At 60.4% G+C, this 15,281-nt stretch carries 13 protein-coding genes; 9 read left to right on the top strand and 4 right to left on the bottom strand.

Annotated features, from left to right (window positions below; genetic code table 11):
* Positions 1-117: 117 nt before the first annotated feature.
* Positions 118-2,850: a DNA gyrase subunit A gene (gyrA, locus tag J7412_RS19795; RefSeq protein ID WP_209080881.1), complete on the top strand. Its 2,733-nt coding sequence runs from the start codon at positions 118-120 to the stop codon at positions 2,848-2,850.
* A 72-nt stretch (positions 2,851-2,922) separates the two neighbouring features.
* On the opposite strand, the gene J7412_RS19790 is transcribed toward gyrA, so the two are convergent.
* A complete protein-coding gene (locus J7412_RS19790; RefSeq protein ID WP_209080879.1) occupies positions 2,923-3,693 on the bottom strand; it encodes a class I SAM-dependent methyltransferase in 771 nt (256 codons plus the stop codon).
* A gap of 121 nt (positions 3,694-3,814) precedes the next feature.
* Here J7412_RS19790 and J7412_RS19785 point away from each other — a divergent pair, with 121 nt between their 5' ends.
* The gene (locus J7412_RS19785; RefSeq protein WP_209080877.1) at positions 3,815-5,365 is read left to right on the top strand and encodes a YARHG domain-containing protein; all 1,551 of its coding nucleotides are present in this window, start codon (positions 3,815-3,817) and stop codon (positions 5,363-5,365) included.
* A gap of 231 nt (positions 5,366-5,596) precedes the next feature.
* Here the strand turns inward: J7412_RS19785 and J7412_RS19780 are convergent, their stop codons facing one another.
* The 3 genes from J7412_RS19780 to J7412_RS19770 form a co-directional block, all read right to left on the bottom strand.
* Positions 5,597-7,072, bottom strand: coding sequence for a carboxypeptidase M32 (locus J7412_RS19780; protein WP_209080875.1), 1,476 nt, complete (start codon positions 7,070-7,072; stop codon positions 5,597-5,599).
* Between the two features lie 29 nt (positions 7,073-7,101).
* A complete protein-coding gene (ctaA, locus tag J7412_RS19775) occupies positions 7,102-8,253 on the bottom strand; it encodes a heme A synthase (RefSeq protein ID WP_209080873.1) in 1,152 nt (383 codons plus the stop codon).
* A 118-nt stretch (positions 8,254-8,371) separates the two neighbouring features.
* Positions 8,372-9,115: an RNA methyltransferase gene (locus J7412_RS19770; RefSeq protein ID WP_209080871.1), complete on the bottom strand. Its 744-nt coding sequence runs from the start codon at positions 9,113-9,115 to the stop codon at positions 8,372-8,374.
* 167 nt (positions 9,116-9,282) lie between these two features.
* Here J7412_RS19770 and J7412_RS19765 point away from each other — a divergent pair, with 167 nt between their 5' ends.
* The 7 genes from J7412_RS19765 (at position 9,283) to J7412_RS19735 (ending at position 15,264) form a co-directional block, all read left to right on the top strand.
* On the top strand, positions 9,283-9,621 hold the full coding sequence (locus tag J7412_RS19765) for a TfoX/Sxy family protein (RefSeq protein WP_209080869.1): 339 nt from the start codon (positions 9,283-9,285) through the stop codon (positions 9,619-9,621).
* An 82-nt stretch (positions 9,622-9,703) separates the two neighbouring features.
* The gene (locus tag J7412_RS19760) at positions 9,704-10,327 is read left to right on the top strand and encodes a thiamine phosphate synthase (protein WP_209062965.1); all 624 of its coding nucleotides are present in this window, start codon (positions 9,704-9,706) and stop codon (positions 10,325-10,327) included.
* A 66-nt stretch (positions 10,328-10,393) separates the two neighbouring features.
* Positions 10,394-11,311 (top strand): PfkB family carbohydrate kinase, encoded by a 918-nt coding sequence (locus J7412_RS19755; protein WP_209080866.1) that lies wholly within the window; start codon positions 10,394-10,396, stop codon positions 11,309-11,311.
* Positions 11,308-12,210 carry a pseudouridine-5'-phosphate glycosidase gene (locus J7412_RS19750; RefSeq protein WP_209080858.1) on the top strand — a complete coding sequence of 301 codons (903 nt, stop codon included), beginning with the start codon at positions 11,308-11,310 and terminating at the stop codon, positions 12,208-12,210. The genes J7412_RS19755 and J7412_RS19750 overlap by 4 nt, the downstream gene beginning before the upstream one ends.
* A 145-nt stretch (positions 12,211-12,355) precedes the next feature.
* A complete protein-coding gene (locus tag J7412_RS19745; protein WP_209062971.1) occupies positions 12,356-13,063 on the top strand; it encodes a DUF502 domain-containing protein in 708 nt (235 codons plus the stop codon).
* Between the two features lie 95 nt (positions 13,064-13,158).
* Positions 13,159-13,440: a hypothetical protein gene (locus tag J7412_RS19740; RefSeq protein WP_209080856.1), complete on the top strand. Its 282-nt coding sequence runs from the start codon at positions 13,159-13,161 to the stop codon at positions 13,438-13,440.
* Positions 13,441-13,629: 189 nt separating this feature from the next.
* Entirely contained in the window at positions 13,630-15,264 is a 1,635-nt protein-coding gene (locus J7412_RS19735) for a hypothetical protein (RefSeq protein WP_209080854.1), read from the top strand.
* Positions 15,265-15,281 lie beyond the last annotated feature (17 nt).

Raw genomic sequence — 15,281 nt, 5'->3', positions numbered from 1 at the left:
CACAGAAAGAAATTTAAGTTATACAGTTCCTGCACAGCCCCATTGCACCCTACATGTCGCCTCTGATATAAGCGAGCCAACAAGATATGGACCGCCAAAAAGAAGCGAGATCGGGACTTGATCGACACGCCGGAACCCCCTGAAAACGAAGAAGAAAACACGCATGAGCGGATGATCCACGACGGTCCTACTGTGACCATCGAGGAGGAAATGCGCGCCAGCTACCTCGACTACGCCATGAGCGTGATCGTCAGCCGCGCAATTCCAGACCTGCGTGATGGCCTCAAACCGGTGCACCGCCGCATTCTTTATGCGATGCATGAAACCGGCAACACCCACGACAAAGCCTACCGCAAATCGGCCCGTCCTGTGGGCGACGTGATGGGTAAATACCACCCCCACGGCGATGGCGCGATCTATGACGCTTTGGTGCGGATGGCACAGGATTTCTCCATGTCGCTGCCGCTTCTGGACGGTCAGGGCAACTTCGGCTCCATGGACGGCGACAACCCGGCAGCCATGCGTTACACCGAGGTCCGCATGGACAAACCGGCGGCTGCACTGCTGGCGGACATCGACAAGGAAACCGTTGATTTCCAAGACAACTATGATGGCAAAGACCAGGAGCCGACCGTGCTGCCTGCGCGCTTCCCCAACATGCTTGTCAACGGCGCGGGCGGTATCGCGGTGGGTATGGCCACCAACATTCCGCCGCACAATCTGGGCGAAGTGATCGACGCCACGCTGGCCCTGATCGACGACCCGGATCTGACCTCTGAGCAGCTCATTCAATATGTCCCCGGTCCGGACTTCCCGACCGGAGGCATCCTTCTGGGCCGTTCCGGGGCGCGCAAAGCCTATCTTGAGGGCCGCGGCAGCGTTGTGATCCGCTCCAAGACCCGCGTGGAGGAAATCCGCAAGGACCGCTACGCCATCGTCATCGACGAAATCCCCTATCAGGTGAACAAAGCCTCCATGATCGAAAAGATCGCAGAGGCCGCACGCGAAAAGCGCATCGAAGGCATCGCCCACGTGCAGGACGAGTCTGACCGCGACGGCGTGCGTGTGGTGGTCGAGCTCAAACGCGACGCCACCGCCGAAGTGGTGCTCAATCAGCTCTTCCGCTTCACCCCGATGCAGACCCACTTTGGCTGCAACATGCTGGCGCTCAATGGCGGTCGCCCGGAGCAGCTCACCCTGCGCCGCTTCCTGACCTCCTTCATCGACTTCCGCGAAGACGTGGTTGCGCGCCGCACAGCCTACCTGCTGCGCAAAGCCCGCGAACGCAGCCACATCCTCTGTGGTCTGGCCGTGGCTGTCACCAATGTGGACGAAGTGGTCGCCACCATCCGCAGCTCCGCCGATGCGGCCGAGGCCCGTGAAAAGCTGATGACCCGTCGCTGGCCAGCGGCAGAAATCGCTGGCTACATCCGTCTGATCGACGATCCGACCCACACCATGAACGAGGACGGCACCTACAACCTGTCTGAAACACAGGCCCGCGCCATTCTCGAGCTGCGCCTGCAGCGCCTCACCCAGATCGGTGTGAAAGAGGTCACGGACGAACTCGAAGAACTGGCCGCTAAGATCAAGGAATACCTTGAAATTCTCGGCTCGCGTGAACGCATCATGGGGATCATCGGCGACGAGCTGCGCGAAGTCCGTGAAAACTTCGCCGTAGAGCGCCGCACCGAAATCGTCGACTGGTCCGGTGACATGGACGACGAAGACCTGATCGAGCGCGAAGACATGGTCGTGACCGTCACCTCCGGCGGCTACATCAAGCGCACCCCGCTGGCCGACTTCCGCGCCCAGAAACGCGGCGGCAAGGGCATCTCGGGCATGCAGACCAAAGAAGAGGATGTGGTCACTACCCTCTTTGTGGCCAACACCCACACCCAGCTTCTGTTCTTCACCACCGATGGCATGGCCTACAAGCTCAAGACCTGGCGTCTGCCGCTGGGAGGCCGCACCGCCAAAGGCAAGGCGATTGTGAACATCCTGCCAATCCCGTCCGGTGTGTCGATTGCCGCGATCATGCCGGTGGACCGCCCGGAGGATGAATGGGACGATCTGCAAATCATGTTTGCAACCTCCGCAGGCACCGTCCGCCGCAACCGCCTGTCCGATTTCACCAATGTGAAATCCAACGGCAAGATCGCCATGAAGTTGGAGGATGATCACGCAGACACCAAGCTGATCAACGCGCGCATCTGTACCGAAGAGGACGATGTGATGCTGGTGACCAACTCCGGCCGGGCAATCCGCTTCCCCACCACCGAGGTGCGCGTGTTCAACAGCCGCTCCTCCACTGGTGTGCGCGGCATTCGCCTGAACGGCAATGACGAGGTGGTCTCCATGTCCGTCATCCGCCACTTCCGCGCCGAAAGCGAAGAGCGCGCCGCCTATCTCAAGATGCGCCGCGCCGTGGCCGGCCTCACCGATGATGGCGGGGATGAAGACGAGGCACCGGCAGGCGAACTCTCTCAAGAGCGCTACGCCGAAATGTCCGCCGCCGAAAACCTGATCCTCACGATCACCGCGGGCGGCGCGGGCAAACTCAGCTCGTCCCATGACTACCCCGTGCGCGGCCGTGGCGGCCAGGGTGTGGCAGCCATGGACAAAGCCATGCGCGGCGGCGAACTTGTCGCCTCCTTCCCGGTGGAACTGGGCGATCAGATCATGCTCGCCACCTCCAAAGGCCAATCCATCCGCGTCCCTGTGGATGGCATCTCCTTCCGCTCCCGCTCTGCCGGCGGCGTCCGGGTATTCAACACCGGCAAAGGCGAAGAAGTGGTCTCCGTGGCCTGGATCGCGGAACAAGATGACGAGGATGTGGCGGAAGAATAAACCGCCACACCCAAGCATGATACAAGCCCCAACGCTCATGGCGATGGGGCTTTTTTATTCAAAAACAGTAAGTTACGCAGGTTTCTTTAAATGCCAAACCTGCTCCATCGGATAGGTTTTCGCCCATTCCGCAGGGATCGCCGCCCGTGTGCCTTTCGCCCATTCCGGCGCATAGACCTCCTGATAGCGCGTCACTGCAAAGCCAATCTCCGCAAACAACGCCATCCAATCGGCTATTGTCAGGTTGAAACACACCCCGCTTGGCTCAAAATCGACCTTTGTCCAATCCGCACCCCACATATCTTTGTAGGGCCTATGCAACTGGCGATCACAGGGCGCGCCATTCAGCGGCGAACAGATCAGAGACAACGGATGATTTCCCAGAAACACCAGCGCCCCATCCGGCTTCAACAGCCGCCACGCCTCCCGAAGCCACACCTCCGGCGGGCACCAGATCGCCGCGCCATATTCCGAGATTGCAAAATCAAACGACGCATCCGGCAAACCGGTCGCCTCCGCATTGCCTTCCAGAAAGTCGATTGCGGCCCCATGGGTCTGTGCCAGCTGCCGGGCTGTTGCCAATTGCTGGGGCGAGACATCAATCGCCGTCACCTCCGCGCCCCGCTGCGTCATCCAGCCAGAGACATAACCGGTGCCGCAGCCCAACTCGATTGCCGCCTTGCCGCGCATGTCTTCGGGCAAAATATTCAGCGTTTCCTCAGGCGTGTTCCAATTTCCCCAAACTGGCGCTTCCATCGACCAAAGCCGCGCGCCAATCTCTTCCCAATTGGCCGCATCCGCCTCCCAGACCGCCTTATTGATCGCCACATGATCCCGTGTCACCGCACCACCTCCAAACCACACATCACCAAACCCGACCGGAAAGCTTTTCCTTGCCTCACCAACATTTCTGTGCCGAAGTTCGCACAGACTATCACTGACTTTAGAAAACACCTAAATACCTATGATAAAATACCTTTCCGGCGCAGCTCTTTTGAGCGCCTGCCTCGGCCTTATGACCACCTCTCCGGCACAGGCCGCCACCCTGATTTACAACACAACCGATAGCCAAGACGCGCTCGACAGCCAATATGGTGGCGCCATCAGAGCCGAACGACTCTCTGAAAAATACGCAGACTGCACTCTGCTGTATGACGGCAAAGTCGTGGAAGGTGATCTGCAGACATTTCATGATCTCTTTGGCTATGACGGGGAAAGCTTCTCAAACCCGCTGCCGGCAGGTGCCCGGCTCTGTCTCAACAGTCCCGGCGGCAATATGAATGAGGCGCTCCACATCACAGAGTTCCTGCATTCCGCCTTTGCTGACCTTCAGACCTATGTCGCCGACGATGATCTTTGCGCCTCTGCCTGTTCGCTGCTCTTTTTGTCCGGAGCCCACACCTTCGAAGGGGAGAGCTATGAGACCATCGCCATGCGCGCAATCGCTCCAACAGCGCAACTTGGCGTTCATGCGCCGCGCATCACGGGGCTCGATCCAAATACCTTCTACTATGCAGATGACATTTCACAATTCTACGCGCGTGCAATCAAAACATCGGCACGAATCCACCGCTTTGCGCAGATCACCGATGACGAAGGCACACCCTATCTGACGCCTTATCTCCATACCCGCAGCATCGAAACACCCGATTTCGATGTGTATTATGTCGACACCGTGGCCGACGCGCTATTGTCACAAATCCCCGTCACAGGTGTCTCCTATGACGTGACGCTCAACACCGAGCTGATCACCTCAATATGCCACAACGCCTTCCAGATGGATGACGGCGCTTTCAGTTGGTCTTTTGCCCCCACATGGAAGCCGCACAGGCTCGCCTCTTTTGAGGAGTTCTGGCCCAATTTTGCCGAGATTGTTCACAGCACCTATCAACCTGACGCCCCGCCGTTTGCGACCGATGTTCAAATCGAACATCGAGACGGTGCCATCTACGGCGTTCAGCGCGGCTATCCCGTCGGCGGACCCTACTATGCCGAAGACTGCCTTGTGCGTCTGCCCACCTCCGCAGAGGTTGGGGAGCAAACCAATTTTGGCATCATTCGGGATGCCTGGGACGCCCGCATTAGCCCTGGCATAGACATCCGCATCGGCACCCAAACGCCCCGCGGCCCCCACAGCCTGCCGGAGCCTGACCATGTCGCCACGCCTTACAGCTACTGGCAGTATGAAAGCGCCACCAGCGACAGCGAGCCGCATACCTATCCAACTCTGATGCTGTTTCCCATGGGCCAGCCTCTCGCGGATTTGCCCCGCATCCCTGAGCCAACCCAAACAACAGAAGCCCCGGAAGCCCCACACACGCAACGGCTCTCCTGCGACGATCTGTGGTTTCACCGCAACCGCATCTTCCATGAAAACGGCTATTGCTTCTCCTCAGAGCGCGGCATCGCCACATTCGGCAACGAGGGCTGCTTCACAAAATCCCCCGAACTTTCAGGACGGGATGCAGAGCTGATGAAAATCATCAAAGCCGGAGAAAAAGAACTCGGATGCTAAAGCAGTTTGCGTTTTATATGGGGCAAGTGGATCGCTTTTCGCGTTCGACCGAAAGGGAGAGGCAGCAAACAAGCGATTCAGATCAAACGCAAACTGCTATACTCCGCGCGCGGCGTTTGTCCCAACCTTGATTTAAGGCACGCGCGCCCTGAGCTTCTCATTCTTCAAATATCCAAAAAACAAAGGGGACGCCAAAGCGTCCCCTTTTTTATCCAACATCTCCCCAAGCGCTCACAGCTTGTAGATGTCACCAAACTTCTCTTCCAGATAGGCCAGCAGCGGCTCCCCGCTTGGGGCCATACCCGTGGCATGTGCGATGGTCGCCGCAGGCTCGCGCAAACCACCGTGCTGCTGCAGGTTTTCGCGCAGCCAGCCTGTGGCCGCCGAGGTATCCCCCTGCGCCAGTTGTGCATCCAGATCCGGCACCGCCTTACGCAGCGCCTCATTCAGGCAGCCCGCATAGACGTTGCCCAGCGAATAGGTCGGGAAATAGCCAAACAGCCCCACCGACCAATGCACATCCTGCAACACACCATTGGAGGGCTTGTCCACCGCATAGCCAAAATCAGCAGCAAACCGGTCATTCCAGGCCGCTTCCAGATCATCCACCGCCAGATCGCCCAACATCAGCGCCCGCTCCAGATCAAAGCGCAGCATGATGTGCAGGTTATATTGCACCTCATCCGCCTCGGTGCGGATATAGCCGTCATTCACCCGGTTCACGGTGCCATAAAACGCCTCAGCATCCGCGATGCCAAAATCACCAAACTCCGCCTTCATCTGCTCATAAAGCCAGCCGGTATAGGCGCGCCCGCGCCCCAGCTGGTTCTCATAAATCCGGCTCTGGCTCTCATGCACCCCCATGGAGACCCCATGCCCGATTGGCGTCAGCAGATAGTCACGGTGAATGCCCTGCTCATAGGCGGCATGGCCCACCTCATGAATGGTGGAGTAGAAACAGTTGAACGGATCGCTCTCGCTGGTGCGTGTGGTGATGCGCACATCCAGCCCGCTGCCCGAGCAGAACGGGTGGGTCACACAATCAATGCGCCCGTGGTCAAAATCATAACCAAAGGATTTTGCCAATTTGGCGGTCAGCGCCATCTGCTTGTCGCTGGCAAAGGTGCCGCTCAGCTTCGCCGGAGCTTCTGCTGCTAGCACAGCTGCGCGCAGCGCCACCAGCCGGGGCCGCATCGCGTCAAACATCGCCGCGATCTCAGCCGCCGTCATCTCCGGCTCATAGTCGTCAATCATGGCGTCATAGACATCACCACCGGCCGCCAGCGCCTGCCCTTCCTGACGCTTCAGGCCAACAACCTCTTTCAAGGTTGGCAAAAACGCCGCCACATCCTCATCAGCCCGCGCCTGTGCCCAGATGCCCTGCGCACGGCTGGTGACTTTGGCAATCTCCGCCGCCAGATCCGCCGGCACTTTGGAGGTGCGCTCAAAGTTCTTTTTGATGTGGCGCAGCTGCGCACGGCCCACCTCATCCAATTGCGCCGGATCAATCTCCGCCAGCCAGGCCCCCACTTTTGGGTCGGTGCGGCGCGCATGCAGCACGCTTTCCATTGCCGCCATCTCTTCGGCCCGCTGCGGCGCAGCCCCTTCCGGCATGATCGCTTCCTGATCCCAGCCCAGACGCCCGGCCACCTGACCCAGCGCCTCTGTGGTGTGGCTGAACGCCATCAACTGCTCATATGCAGACATGTCTTTTCCCTCTCTCTCGGGTGAAATCTTCAGGCTGCGTCGCGCACCGACGTGGCAACAGGATAATGGCTCAGGAACCGCGCCCGCAGGATCAGCGCCACCACAAGCACCGCCATGATCTGATGGGTGATCGCCACATGCATATGCGCGAATGTCAGCACCGTGACCACGCCCAGCACCATTTGCAAAAACACCGCTGCCAGCACCAGATTGAAGGCAAAGCGCGTGGATTTATGCGCGGAGCCCTGCCCCTTGCGCCAGACGACGATGGCAAAGATCATCAGCAGATAGCCCCAGCTGCGGTGAATGAACTGCACGAGCCCCGCATTCTCAAAGAAATTGCGCCACGCAGGCTCGATGTAAAACGCATCCGGCGGAAAGACCTGCCCCGCCATCAGCGGCCAGTCGTTAAACGTGCGCCCCGCATCAATCCCGGCCACCAGCGCGCCCAGCAGGATCTGCACAAAGGTCATATGCAAAAGCCCGGTCGACATGGAGAACTGCTTGGCCTCCTTGCCGCGCCGCGCCTGCATCAGGTCACGCTCGCTGCGCCCCAGCATCAGCACATACCAGCCAATGAACGCGAGGATCAGGAACGCCAGCCCTAGATGCGTGGCCAGACGATAGCTCGCAACGGTTGTGACCCCTTCACCGGAGGTCACACCAGAGGCCACCATCCACCAACCGATCGCGCCCTGCAGACCACCCAAAGCACCGATCAGCAACAGCCGCCCGGTCCAGCCCGTCGGGATCTGTCGCGACAGCGCAAAGCCGGCAAAACCAACCGCCCAGACCAGCCCGATCACGCGGCCCAGCTGACGATGGCCCCATTCCCACCAGTAAATCACCTTGAAGTCCGCCAGCGTCATCCAGTTGTTCTCAAGCGCCCATTGGTCGATCTGCTTGTATTTCTCAAACTCGCTCTGCCAGTCCGCCTCATTCATCGGCGGCACAGCCCCGGTCACCGGACGCCATTCGGTGATCGACAACCCGCTATCGGTCAGACGTGTCAGCCCGCCCACAGCGATCATCACCACCACCAGCGCAAAGAGGATCATCAGCCAGATCCGAATGCCGCGCCGCGCGCCTTTGGCACCGGCATCAATCACGCCAACAGCCTTGGGAGCCTCTTTGGGCGCCTCGCTGCCAACCTCTTCAAAAATGCTGCGTTTCTGGCTCATCGCTGCCTCCTGATATTGCGCGCGAGCCTAATCCGGCCACACGCGCGCTGCAACCACTCAAGGGGTCCTCAATGGTACGGATAGACTATCTGTTCAGACTTGGAATTAAGGGCGAAACTCACCCTTTTTCCTTCCAGCGGACCATCTGTCGCATGACCCCATGCAGCATCTGCACATCCGCGCGCGTCAGCCGCATGCGGCTCCACATATTGCGCAGATTGATCTTCATGCCCTCCGCCTTCTCCGGCGGAAAGAAGAAACCAGCCGCGTCCAGCCGCTCCTCATAGTGACGCTCCAGCGCCTCCATCTCGGCGTGATTGGCCCAGTCCGTCTTGGTCATATCCACGCGCTCATGCACAATATCCGCGCTCTGACGCCGCCACTCATAGGCGGTCAGCAGCACACATTGCGCCAGATTGAGCGAGGCATACTCCGGGTTCACTGGCACATTGATGATCGCATTGGCGCGCGCAATGTCCTCATTCTCAAGGCCAGAACGCTCCGGCCCAAACAGCACCGCAACCTTCTCACCGCGCGCGATCATCTCCGCCGCCTGTTTCATCGCCACTTCCGGCGTCACCACAGGTTTGGTCAGCCCCCGCGCCCGCGCCGTGGTGGCAAAGACATAATGGCAATCTTCAAGCGCCGCTTCTGTGGTCTCGGTCAGGTAAGCTGCATCCAGCACCCGCCCCGCACCCGAGGCCATCGCCACCGCGCGCTCATTGGGCCAGCCATCACGCGGATCCACCACCCGCATCTTATCGAGCCCGAAATTCAGCATCGCGCGCGCCGCGCCACCGATGTTTTCCCCCATCTGCGGGCGCACAAGAACAAAGGCAGGCTGCGGTGTGGCGGATGTCATGGCACTCTCCGGGGCATCTCATAAGAAAATCTGGCCGCTGATACCGCTCCGGGCGGCTCAAAACAACCCACCCCGAATTCTCATTCTTCAAATATCCCCGCCGGAGGCTAAACTCTCTTCCACCACCCCCGAACCGCTGCCCAGGAGAGTGGCACAGGAGAGTGACAATGGCATATGACGAAGGACACGCCACCCTGATGCGCGAAGAGCTCTGTGACATCATCGGCCACAACACTATCATCGAGAAAAAGATGTTTGGCGGGCTTTGCTTTCTGCTCAACGGCCATATGGTCTGCGGCGTTCACAAAGGCGGTGGCATGGCGCGCATCGGCAAATCCCGCGAGGCCGAGGCGCTGCGGATCGAAGGCACTGCCCCGCTCTCTTTCACCGGACGCCCCATGGGCGGCATGGTCGACCTGTCAGAGGATCTGCTGGAAGATGACAGCCGCCGCGCCGCCGTGCTGCGCCTCGCGCTCAAAAACGCCCAAAGCCTTCCGCCCAAATGAAAACCTGTTTTGCGCAGATGCGCATAGCCAAGCCGCAAAATCCGCGTTATAGCGGCGCGATCAAGACACGAGGAGCCCGCGTATGGCCGAGACAGAGCTGCCGCAGATCTATCTGATCACCCCGCCAGAGATCGAACTCTCCCGTTTCCCCGATCAACTGGCCGCTGTGCTGGACGCAAGCGACATCGCCTGCGTGCGTCTGGCCCTTGCCACACGGGACGAAGACCGCCTGTCACGGGCCGCTGACGCTCTGCGCGAAGTGGCGCATGCACGCGATGTGGCCATTGTGATCGACGAACATGTGCTGCTGTTTGAGCGTCTGGGATTGGACGGTGTGCATCTCACCGATGCCGCGCGCTCTGTTGCCAAGACCCGTAAAGAGCTTGGCAAAGACGCCATTGTCGGCGCCTTCTGCGGCGCCTCCAGCCACGAGGGCATGACCGCCGGGGAAAACGGCGCGGATTATGTGAGCTTCGGCCCTGTTGGCAGCACCCCGCTGGGCGATGGCACGCTGGCGGAAAAAGACCTCTTTGAATGGTGGTCTCAGATGATCGAAGTGCCGGTGGTCGCCGAAGGCGCGCTGGACACCGACATCATCCGCACCCTTGCGCCTTACACCGATTTCTTTGGCATCGGCGAAGAGATCTGGCGCGCCGAAGATCCGGTTGCCAAACTCAAAGAGTTCGAAGCCGCTTTTGCCGGCTAAACGCGCACCCAAACCCCTCTGTGCGGGCCAGCACCTGTCTTTGGCCCGCCCACCCTGTGAGCTGCCATGACCGCGACATCTGCCACCTCATCCGCCACACATCCTGACATTCTCTGCATCGGCTCCGTCCTCTGGGACATCATTGGCCGCGCGCCAAGCCACATGCGGCAAGGTTCTGACGTGCCGGGCCGGATTTCCCGCCTGCCCGGCGGCGTCGCCTGGAACATCGCCATGACGCTCGCACGCTTTGGCCTGCGCCCCGCCGCGCTGTCGGCCATCGGTCAGGATGTGGAAGGCGACGAGCTGATGACCGCCTGCCGCGAAATGGGCGCGATCATGGATTACGTCTACCGCTCCGCCGATCTGCCCACCGACACCTATATGGCGGTGGAAGGCAAAAACGGTCTGATCGCCGCGATCGCTGATGCCCATTCGCTTGAGGCCGCAGGCGACAAGATCCTTGCCCCGCTGGAAAACGGCACCCTTGGCTCAGAGACCGCCCCCTATGGCGGGCTGATTGCGCTCGATGGCAATCTCACCCAGCGTCTGCTCGATCAGATTGCCCGCAGCCCGCTCTTTGCGGCCGCCGATCTGCGCGTCGCGCCTGCCTCTCCGGGCAAGGCTGAGCGCCTGATGCCTTTCCTGATGCATTCCCGTGCGGTGCTTTATGTGAACCTGGAGGAAGCAGGCTACCTCTGCCAGACCGAGTTCACCTCCTCGGAGGCCGCCGCCGAAGGCCTTCTCGCACGCGGCGCCGCCCGCGCCCTTGTGACCGATGGCGGAAATGCCGCGTCCGACGGCACCGCCGAGGGCGTCATCACCCAACAGCCGCCCGCCGTTCTGGTGACCCGTGTCACCGGCGCAGGCGACACTTTCATGGCCGCGCACATCGTGGCCGAATCCCAAGGCAGCAGCCGCGACGAGGCGCTGTCCCGCGCCCTCACCGCTGCCGCCAAATACGTCTCTGGAGAACACGCCACATGACCCTGATCACTCTGTCCCCCGAAGTGTCTGAGGCCAAGAAAAACGGCACGCCCATCGTGGCGCTGGAAAGCACCATCATCACCCACGGCATGCCCTATCCGCAAAACCTAGAGGTGGCGCGTCAGGTGGAAAACGACATCCGTGAAAAAGGCGCTGTCCCGGCCACCATGGCGGTGATCGACGGCACCCTGCACGCGGGCCTGACAGATGCGCAGCTCGAAGCGCTCGCACAAGCCAAAGACGTCGCCAAAGTCAGCCGCGCCGATATGGCCGTGATCATGGCGCAGGGCCGCACCGGCGCCACCACCGTCGCCGCCACCATGATCGCCGCGCATCTTGCAGGCATCTCCGTCTTTGCCACCGGCGGCATCGGCGGCGTCCACAAAGGTGCCGAGGAGAGCTTTGACATCTCTGCCGACCTCACCGAGCTGGGCCACACCCCTGTAACCGTTGTCGCTGCGGGCGCAAAAGCCATCCTTGATGTGCCAAAAACGCTCGAAGTGCTGGAAACCAACGGCGTGCCGGTGATTGCCTATGGTCAGGACAGCTTCCCGGCTTTCTGGTCCGCGCAGTCTGACCTCGCCGCCCCCCTGCGCATGGATGACGCCGCCGCAATCGCCGCCGCCCACAAAATGCGCGGTGCCATGGGTCTGCCGGGCGGCCAGCTGGTCGCCAACCCGATTCCCGCAGCCGATGAAATCCCCGCTGCCGAGCTGGCCCCTGTGATCGCGCAAGCCACCCGCGAAGCTGACGAACAGGGCGTCACCGCCAAGGGCGTCACCCCTTTCCTGCTGCAACGCATCTTTGAGCTGACCGAAGGCCGCTCGCTGGTGGCCAATATCGCTCTGGTGCGCAACAACGCGCGCCTCGCAGCAGATATCGCCGCCGCGCTGGTCTGACCGCTTTGAAATCTGCCTCCTGAGAAGGCACAAAAACGGCCGCTGCCCCGCGCGGCGGCCACATTCACTTGCCCCTAGCGTAAACGTCATTGCAGCCTCTGCCACAAATGCCTAACTAGGTATCAGAATTTGGCAGGACCCACGAATGACGACCCCATTTGACGAAGATCCAAACAAACACAAAGTTGGTTTTTTTGGCAGCCTCCGCTCCAGCTTCTTTACGGGCATCGTCGTTATTCTCCCCATCGCGCTGACCATCTGGCTGGTCTGGACCCTGATCGGCTGGGTCGACGGTTTTGTTCTGCCTCTGGTGCCAAGCACCATCCAGCCGGAAAAATATATCGGCATCAACCTGCGCGGCGTTGGCCTGATCATCTTCCTGATCTTCACCGTGCTTGTCGGCTGGATCGCCAAAGGTCTCATCGGCCGCTCCCTGATCCGCTACGGCGAAAGCCTTGTGGATCGCATGCCGGTGGTGCGCTCGATCTATTCCGGCGTCAAACAGATCGCGGAAACGGTCTTTGCCCAAAGCGAGCGCAGCTTTGAAAAAGCCTGCCTGATCGAATACCCCCGCCGCGGCATCTGGGCGATTGGCTTTATCTCCACCACCGCCAAGGGCGAAGTTGCGGAGTCTGCGGCCACCACCAACGGCCTTGTCAGCGTCTTTGTCCCGACAACCCCCAACCCGACCTCCGGCTTCCTGTTGTTCTTCCCCAAGGACGACATCATCGAGCTCGAAATGTCCGTTGAGGACGCCGCCAAACTCGTGATCTCCGCAGGTCTGGTCTATCCCAACCCCAAAGATCCAAGCGCCCCCGCCGAGGAAGCCTCAAAAAAAAACCGCGCAAGCTGAACGGCTTCCAGAAAGCGCTGCGCGCATCGCTGCTGCTCATCGCCGCCTTGGGCGCTCTGTTTCTGTTTGAAATCCGCCCCGCCATGACACCGGTCATGCGCACATCGCCAGAAACACCAGTCTTCACCATCGGAGAGCGCGCCAGCTACACCCCCGCTCTGGAGGCGGGCAAATCCGTGGTCAAATTCGGCCCGCTGCTCTTTGGCCTCTATCCCGGCGGTCTTGCGTTCGCCTCCCCGCAGGAGGCCGAAGATCATATGCGCAGCCACAATTGGGACCGCGCAAAATGGGCGATCTACGAGCTCTCAGGCGACTATGCGCAAGACACGGCAAACGGCCACCTAACCAACTCTCTGCTCGTGGTTAAAGCGCATTGAGCCAGACAACAGCTGCGATTTATGCGCCTCCCAACGTGCAAAAGAACACTTGAGAGTCATCCGCTAAATCCCCAATTCGAAACAACATTTCAAAACAACCCCAACCTCCAACTCTCGACCACCACATCCCCAATCTCCGCCCAGCCCCCAATCTGTGCTATCCTCCTCCCATTATCGAGGAGCATTTAAATGTCAGAGTATTTTGATCTGGGCAGCCACAGCCGCCCCGCAAGTGACGTTCCCGAAGCGCAAATCTGGTGTGATCGCGGCCTGATCTGGCTCTTTGCCTACAACCACGAAGAGGCCATCGTCTGTTTTGAAAAGGCGCTTGTTGCCGATCCCGCCTGCGCCCTGGCCCATTGGGGCGTCGCCTATGGGTTTGGGCCCAACTACAACAAACCCTGGGAGGTCTTCACCCCTGAGGAAAAAGCCCCCGCCTTGGCGCGCGCCCACACAGCGCTCCGCGACGGGCTGGCCCTCAAAAACGCCGCCCCGGCAGAGCGCGCCTTGCTGGAGGCGCTGGCGTCACGCTACCCAACCGATCCCGAGATCGAAGACTACCAGCCCTTCAACGACGGGTTTTCTGCCGCCATGAAACCGGTCTATGAGGCCAATCCCGACGATCTGGACATTGCCTGCATCTATGCCGAAGCGATGATGAACCGCACCCCATGGCAGCTTTGGGATTTCAAAAACGGCGTGCCAAATCCCGACGCCTCCACACCCGAGGCCATCGCGGTACTGGAGCGTGCCTTTGATCACACCCCGGGGGCCTGGGATCACCCCGGCCTCCTGCATATGTATATCCACCTGATGGAGATGTCGCCACACCCCGAGCGCGCGCTGCGTCACGGCGACAGGCTCAAAGACCTTGTGCCCGATGCAGGCCATCTCGTGCATATGGCCACCCACATTGATGTGCTCTGTGGCGAGTATCAGAACGTGCTCTACCGCAATCTCGCCGCCGCCGCAGTGGATGACAAATTCAAAACCTACGCTGGACCGGCCAATTTCTACGCGCTTTACCGCATCCACAATCTGCATTTCGCCTTTTACGGCGCGATGTTTTTGGGCCAGAAAGCCGCCGCCATAGACGCGGTGCTGCGCCTGCGCGAAGAGGTGCCAGATGAGGTGGTGCGCGCCTATCCCGACATCTTTGAAACCTTCGTCGCCGCCGCACCCCATGTCTATATCCGCTTTGGCATGTGGGAAGACATCATCGGGCTCGCGCAACCCAAGGACAAAGAGCTCTATGTCACAACCAACGCCCTGATCTACTACGCCAAGGCCGTGGCGCTTGCCAATCTGGGGCAGCACAGCGAGGCCCAAACCATGATGGCCGCCTTCACCGCCGCCTATGCCGGCGTGCCCGACACACGCATGCTCTTTAACAACAAAGCACGCGACGTACTGGCCGTGGCCGAAGAGATGATGAAAGGCGAGCTCGCCTTCAAGGCAGGCGATCACCACACTGGGCTGAGCCGCCTGCGCAAAGCGGTGCATCTGGACGATCATCTTGAATATGAGGAGCCTTGGTCATGGCCCCAGCCGACCCGCCACGCCTTGGGCGCGCTGCTGATGGAGGCCGGGGTCTATGAGGAAGCCGAGGCCGTCTACCGCGCGGATCTCGGCCTTGATGGCAAACTGCCCCGCCCCAGCCAGCACCCCCGCAATGTCTGGGCGCTGCACGGGCTGCATGAATGTCTGGTACGCCGTGGCGAAACCGTGGAGCTGCCGCATGTGAAACTGCTGCTCGATCAAGCCCTCGCCCGCGCCGACATCCCAATCCGCGCCAGCTGCCTCTGCCGCGCCGCCGCTGCTTAGAGAGACTCCAAGACTCG

Origin of the sequence: Shimia sp. R9_3 (assembly GCF_017743755.1) — a bacterium.
Lineage (GTDB): Bacteria > Pseudomonadota > Alphaproteobacteria > Rhodobacterales > Rhodobacteraceae > Shimia.
This window is presented reverse-complemented; position numbering and strand designations above follow the sequence as displayed.